The 6000-nt window shown below is 64.3% G+C and carries 9 protein-coding genes and 1 other RNA gene; 4 read left to right on the forward strand and 6 right to left on the reverse strand.

The genetic code is table 11. The features are described from left to right. Positions 1 to 5: 5 nt before the first annotated feature. The 5 genes from AUC70_RS03160 to AUC70_RS03180 form a co-directional block, all read right to left on the reverse strand. A complete protein-coding gene (locus AUC70_RS03160; protein WP_069443554.1) occupies positions 6 to 827 on the reverse strand; it encodes an inositol monophosphatase family protein in 822 nt (273 codons plus the stop codon). Between the two features lie 65 nt (positions 828 to 892). Beyond that, positions 893 to 1459: an elongation factor P gene (gene efp, locus AUC70_RS03165; protein ID WP_069443555.1), complete on the reverse strand. Its 567-nt coding sequence runs from the start codon at positions 1457 to 1459 to the stop codon at positions 893 to 895. Positions 1460 to 1466: 7 nt separating this feature from the next. Beyond that, complete coding sequence (locus AUC70_RS03170) at positions 1467 to 1724, reverse strand: hypothetical protein (protein ID WP_069443556.1); 258 nt, start codon at positions 1722 to 1724, stop codon at positions 1467 to 1469. A gap of 40 nt (positions 1725 to 1764) precedes the next feature. After that, on the reverse strand, positions 1765 to 2559 hold the full coding sequence (locus tag AUC70_RS03175) for a tetratricopeptide repeat protein (RefSeq protein WP_069443557.1): 795 nt from the start codon (positions 2557 to 2559) through the stop codon (positions 1765 to 1767). Next, positions 2556 to 3179, reverse strand: a complete 624-nt coding sequence (locus AUC70_RS03180) for a thiamine phosphate synthase (RefSeq protein ID WP_069443558.1) — start codon at positions 3177 to 3179, stop codon at positions 2556 to 2558. Before AUC70_RS03180 ends, AUC70_RS03175 begins: the two co-directional genes overlap by 4 nt. A gap of 265 nt (positions 3180 to 3444) precedes the next feature. Between AUC70_RS03180 and AUC70_RS17020 the strand changes: the two genes are divergently transcribed. The 4 genes from AUC70_RS17020 (at position 3445) to AUC70_RS03200 (ending at position 5390) form a co-directional block, all read left to right on the forward strand. After that, positions 3445 to 3741 carry a DUF4164 family protein gene (locus tag AUC70_RS17020; RefSeq protein ID WP_158007346.1) on the forward strand — a complete coding sequence of 99 codons (297 nt, stop codon included), beginning with the start codon at positions 3445 to 3447 and terminating at the stop codon, positions 3739 to 3741. 36 nt (positions 3742 to 3777) lie between these two features. Beyond that, positions 3778 to 4152 (forward strand): cell division protein ZapA, encoded by a 375-nt coding sequence (locus AUC70_RS03190; RefSeq protein WP_069443560.1) that lies wholly within the window; start codon positions 3778 to 3780, stop codon positions 4150 to 4152. A gap of 95 nt (positions 4153 to 4247) precedes the next feature. Continuing rightward, positions 4248 to 4405: non-coding RNA, 6S RNA (ssrS, locus tag AUC70_RS03195), on the forward strand. Between the two features lie 154 nt (positions 4406 to 4559). Beyond that, positions 4560 to 5390, forward strand: a complete 831-nt coding sequence (locus AUC70_RS03200; protein ID WP_069443561.1) for a TIGR00282 family metallophosphoesterase — start codon at positions 4560 to 4562, stop codon at positions 5388 to 5390. Here the strand turns inward: AUC70_RS03200 and AUC70_RS17025 are convergent. After that, complete coding sequence (locus AUC70_RS17025) at positions 5387 to 5671, reverse strand: hypothetical protein (RefSeq protein ID WP_069443562.1); 285 nt, start codon at positions 5669 to 5671, stop codon at positions 5387 to 5389. The genes AUC70_RS03200 and AUC70_RS17025 overlap by 4 nt on opposite strands. Positions 5672 to 6000 lie beyond the last annotated feature (329 nt).

Here is a 6000-nt window from a genome sequence, read left to right on the forward strand (position 1 = left end):
CCGCGCTAGCCGGCTTTCGCAGGCGAGGGGGCCTTGGCATTCGCGGCCTTCAGAAGCTTCAGGAGCTTCATGTGGATCGTCTCATTGCCCGCGACGACGCCGCCGGTTTCGAAGATCTTGTCCTTGCCGTTCGTGTCGGTGACGTAGCCGCCGGCCTCTTTCACCATGACGATGCCGGCCGCCATGTCCCAAGCGTGCAGGTTGTTCTCCCAGAACCCGTCGAACCTCCCTGCGGCGGTCCAGGCGAGGTCGAGGGCCGCCGAGCCCGTGCGGCGGACGCCGGCACTCGTTCCCATGACCGTCTCGACTTCGCCAAGGAAGCGCTCGTGCCCGGGGCGTCCGCTATGGGGAATGCCCGTGCCGATCACCGAGGTGGCGAGTTCGGAACGTGCGGCCACGCGAATGCGCTTGTCGTTGAGAAAGGCGCCTTGGCCCTTCTCGGCGGTGAAGGTCTCGTTCATGACCGGGTTATAGATCAGCCCGGCGACGAGCTCGCCGTCGCGTTCGAGGGCGATGGAAATGGCGAAGATCGGGATGGAATGCAGAAAGTTGGTGGTGCCGTCGAGCGGGTCGACGATCCAGCGGTGAGTGCCGTCGGGCCCTTTGATCTCGCCGCGCTCTTCCATCAGAAAGCCGTAACCGGGCCGGGCGCGGGAGAGTTCGGCGAAGATGATCTCCTCGGCGCGCAGATCCGCGGCGGTAACGAAATTCGCCGGTCCTTTCACGGAGACCTGCAAATGCTCCACCTCGCCGAAGTCGCGGGCGAGGCTGCGGCCTGCCTTGCGGGCAGCGCCGGTCATGACGTTCATCAACGCGGATGCGGGCATGGGGCTCCTTAAGCCTCTTATTGAGCGTGCGATGTTGGCCCGATTACCGGGCGGGGCCTGCGTGTTTACGCGTCGGCGCGTCGGACGTAGGCGACTTCGTTCGTATCGACCACGATTTTCTCGCCCGCCTCGATGAACGGCGGCACCATCACGCGGACGCCGTTTTCGAGCATGGCCGGCTTGTAGGACGAGGCCGCGGTCTGCCCCTTCACGACCGGGTCCGCTTCGACGATTTCAAGCGTGACCTGGTCGGGAAGCGCGACGCCGATGGGGCGTCCTTCATGGCTTTCCACCATCACCGTCATGCCGTCCTGCAAAAAGGCGGCGCGGTCCTCGAGAAGGTCCCGGGCGATCTGAATCTGATCGTAGGATTCAAGGTCCATGAAGGTCAGCATGTCGCCCTCGGCAAAGAGGAACTGGTGGTCCTTCTGCTCAAGGCGGACCCGCTCCACCGTTTCGGAGGCGCGGAAGCGTTCGTTGAGCTTGGAGCCGTCGATCAAGTTCTTGAGTTCGACCTGCGCGTAGGCGGGACCCTTGCCGGGTTTGACAGCCTGGGTCTTCACCGCGACCCACAGGCCGTTCTTGTGCGTGATGACGTTGCCGGGCCTGATCTCGTTGCCGTTGATCTTCATGGTGTGCCTATTGGGTCCCTTTCGGGTGTGTCGTGGTCTGCGATTTGGGCTGTGTCGTGCCGGCCGCGCCCTCCGGGGCCGCGTTCTGGGGGCTCACCGTCTGTGAACTTGGACTGGGTTTAAGACTTTGCTCCTGGCCGCTGTCAAGGGCGGCGGCAGGCTGCGGCTCGCCGAGCGGTTTCACTTCGCTGACCGTGGCGCCCTCATAGGCGTCGACGAAACGGTCGGCTTGGGCCCGCTGCTCCGGGGTCAGCTTGGTCAGCATGATGTCGAGGGTGAAGTCACTGCGCCGGCGTCACGTGCGATCAGATGCCACTTGGCCGCCTCCACCAGGTCGAGCGGGAAGACGAGGCCGTTGGCATAAAGCGCGCCAGGCGATTCTGGGCGACGGGGTTGCCCTGTTTGGCCGCGAGAGAGAACAGGGCGGCTCCCTTCTCCTCGTCCTTCTCCACGCCCCGGCCTTTGAACAGCATCGTGGCGTATTCCACCTGGGCCGGGGACAGCCCGGCGTCGGCAGCCTTGCCGGTCCACTCGGCGGCCTTCTTCTCGTCGAGCGGGACCCCGCGGCCGAATTGGTAGAAGGCGCCAAGATCGTACTGGGCCTGGGCGTTGCCGCTCTCGGCCGCCTTCTCCATCCACTCCGCGGCCTTGGCCTCGCTGGCCTCGCGGCCCTCGCCTTGCAGGTACATCAGCGCGAGATTGTACTGGGCGGCGGGGTTGCCGCTGTTGGCCGCTTGTTCGAAGAGGTTGGCCGCGATACGGGCGTTTTTCGGCGTGCCGAGCCCCTTGGCCGTCAGGAGGCCGAGCGAAAGCTGTGCGTTGGTGTCGCCGAGATCGGCGCCCTGGGCATAGGCGTTCGCGGCCTCAGTGTAGTCTTGAGGGACACCGAGCCCGCCCGCGTACATCTCGCCCATCAGCGTGTAGGCTTCCTTGGAGCCTGCTTCGGCCTCCTTCTTCGCAAGCTCGAGGGCCTTCTGATACTTGCCGGCGGCGAAGGCCACATAGGCCGCGCTCTCTTCGGCGTGGGCCGTGACCGCCAGGCCGGTAAGGGCCATGGCAGCGAGCGTCAGCGCGACCAGTCCGGTACGGAATTTCCTCATGCCTCTCTCCGAATACTGCCAATGGCTGCGTCGATCTCGCGCAAGACCGCGAGGGGATCGTCGCCGTCCCAGATCGAGGACGGGGGCGCGATGAAGTCGACGCCGCGCTCGGTCAGAGCCACGGCCTCGCGCACATCCGCAATGTCCCAGGCGACGCACGGCACCACGAATATTTCCGACCACCACGCGACCGTGTCCGACAGCGCGTCGAAGTCGTCCGCGTCCGGGGCGGCGAAGGCCACATAGTCCGCGCCCGATTCGGCCAGGGCCATGGCCTCGTGCCGGCCAAGGCCGCATGCCACGCCGATATTGGCGCTTTCACCCAGGGTCTTGCGGGCTTCGGCATAAATTTCTTCGTCCGCGGCGATGTGGACGCCGTCCGCTCCAAGGTCCTCGGCCGCGGTGATGCTGCTTTCGATCAGGCAGGCGGCGCCGGCCCCTTGGATCTTGTCGATCAGCCCGTCGAGGACGGCCGGGTCAAGCGGTTCGCCGCTGCCGCAGATCAGAACGCAAGCGGGCGAAAGCTCCGATAAAGCCTGGGAAAGTTGCTCGCTCTGCCTGGCTGTGAACGGTGCTGCAACCTGAAGGTAAAGGCGGCATCGGGGCTTCAATTTGGACATGATCGGCGTCTGCGCAGGGGTGTCGATTGTTGCGGGGAGAAGGGTCGCGAGGCTTGTCTCAAATCATAGGCCTCGCCGGACTGTCAAACTTTGCACAGGGTTGCGTGAGAAGAGGCTTGTCGGCGCGCCGTTTCCGATTGAACATGGCGTCACCACTTATTTCGCCAGCCGACTGTTCCATATGCAGAACATGGCTTTTAAGACAGCTGGCTTTCGCGAGAATCGACGGCGCTTGGCTGGGAGGGCGAACGTGATGGCGCAAACCATGATGAAATTGGACCCAAGCGACCCCCTCGCGCGTTTTGATGCAGCGCTGGACGCGCTTGAGGGAAATCTGGCCCGCGTTCTTGCGGACGACCAGGGCCAGGTCCAGTCGGCGGAGATCCTGGAACTGCGCGAACAGGTCAAGTTTTTGACCGACGAGCGCGACCAGCTTCTGGCCGATCTGGAGGTCGAGCGCACCCGCGTGCGGCGCCTCAAGGCGGCGAACCAGGAAGTGTCCGACCGGCTCGACGCTGTCGTGGGCGCTTTGAAGGACATGGCCCCTGCGATGCAGGGGTAGGTCCGCGACGGGCTGGCAGGAGGCTAGGAGCAGCATATGGGGCAAGTCGTTGTGACGTTGAACAGCCGGACCTACCGGCTGGAATGCAACGAGGGCGAAGAAGGCCACCTTGCGGAACTTGCCGAGTATATCGGTGCACATGTGGAGGAGATGCGGCGGAATTTCGGCCAAGTGGGCGACGACCGTCTCATTCTCATGGCTGCCCTCGTCGTCACGGACGAGCTGTGGGCGCTGCGGGCCGATGTGGAGAACTTGCGCGCGCAGCTCGCCGAGGCGCGGCGCGACAAGTCGGAATCGGATGAGAACGCCCGGTCGATCGAGTCCCAGCTCTTCGCCAAGATCGGCGAAGCGGCCGTGCGGCTCGAGGGCCTCAATTCACGGCTCACGGAAAATCCCGGCGGCGGACACTAGGTCCCGGGGCTAGTTCTCTGTGGCCGGTGGGGCTTGGTGAGACAGCGTCTATCCGACACCTGTTCCCAGGCCGTTGCACTCCCTATTATAATGGGTCCGGGCTGCGGGGCGCGTTAGGAGCATTTATTCCAGGGCCCTATAAGATTCCATGGGAGTTGACCCTGACGGAGATCGTGGTCTCTGTCACTCGGCGCCCACCTACTTAAGTAGGGACACCCGGGATCTTCGCTCCGACGGCCACCGCGGCCCCCATTTCCCGATCGGCCCGCCCGCAACCACTGGCGGGACTTCCCGCTGGCGCTGCCCTCCCTCGACCGGGAGGGTTTTGCTTCCTCGGGGTGGCGGCCCGCACGACAATTCTGTATTGACCCCCGCAGGATGAAATCAGCTCGGATGCGCCCGTCTTCATGCGTTTTCTCTTTCTAGGCGATGTCGTCGGCCGTGCCGGGCGTGTGGCGGTCCTCGAGACCCTGCCGAAATTGCGCGAGCGCTACGCCGCGGACTTCGTCGTCGTCAATGGCGAGAACTCAGCCGGCGGGTTCGGTATTTCGGAGACGATCCTCAACGAGTTGCTGGATGCCGGGGCCGATGTGGTCACCACCGGCAACCATGTCTGGGACCAGCGCGAGGCGCTCGTGTTCATCGAGCGGTACGACCGCCTGCTGCGCCCGCTCAACTTCCCGGCCGGCACGCCCGGTAAGGGCGCGGGCCTCTTCAAGGCCGCCAACGGCGCCGATGTCCTGGTGGTCAACGCCATGGGCCGCGTGTTCATGGGCGACCTGGACGACCCGTTCCGCGCCATCGACGACCAGCTCGCGGCCTGCCCGCTCAAGACGGGCGCCGATGTGATCTTCATCGATTTTCACGCGGAGGCCACATCCGAGAAGGAGGCGCTCGGGCATTTCGTGGATGGCCGGGCGACGGCCGTCGTCGGCACGCACACCCATGTCCCGACGGCGGACCATCAGATTCTGTCGGGCGGGACCGCTTATATGAGCGATGCCGGTATGTGCGGGGATTTCGACTCGGTGCTCGGCATGGACAAGGACGAGCCGATCAGCCGCTTCCTGAGCAAAATACCCTCGCGCCGTTTTGCGCCGTCCAAGGGCGACGCCACGGTCTGCGGCGTCGCGATCGATGTGGATGACGCGACAGGGCTTGCCCGGGCCATCGCGCCAGTGCGCCTTGGCGGCCGGCTGTCCCAGGCCGAGCCGGCATTCTGGGGCGAACGGGCTTAAGCCGAGCGCCGGTCCTTGGCGGGCTGGAAGGCCACGACGGTGTTGCCGTCCTTGGCTTTTGGCGCCTTTCCCCGGCGCGAGAGCCCCTGCAGACAGGAAATGGCTTCGTCGAGATGTTCGAGGGCGCGGCCCGCGTCGAACGACTCGCCATCCAGGGCCATGCGGGCCTTGGCCATGTGCTCGGCGGCGTGCCCGCAGACATTGGCGACACCGGGCTCCTTGGCAGGCAAATTTGCCTGTTCTCCCTGTGATCTGCCAATTTCGGATAGCTTGATTGCCATATCGTCCCCCCAATCCACCACGGGCTTTCGAGCGCCCAAGCCGTTATTTTTCAGGGCATTAGGGTTAAGGCTTTCCTAAGCGGCCGATAGGAGACGCGCGCGCGCGAGCCGAGACTTGGTAAGACCGGGACTAAAATGTCACAAGAGATTCAAAATCGGCCCGAACTGGCTGTTTCGCGATTTATCGTCGCGGCCTCACGACGTATAAAGGCGGGGAGATTTCCGCGACTCGCTATTTTCACGTGTCATGCGGAACGGCCAAGAAACGGGGGAAGGACATGGAGATGTTTGGGGGACTGACAAGAACATCCAGCCGCATTGCCATTGCA

Source organism: Methyloceanibacter stevinii, assembly GCF_001723355.1.
GTDB classification, from domain to species: Bacteria; Pseudomonadota; Alphaproteobacteria; order Rhizobiales; family Methyloligellaceae; genus Methyloceanibacter; species Methyloceanibacter stevinii.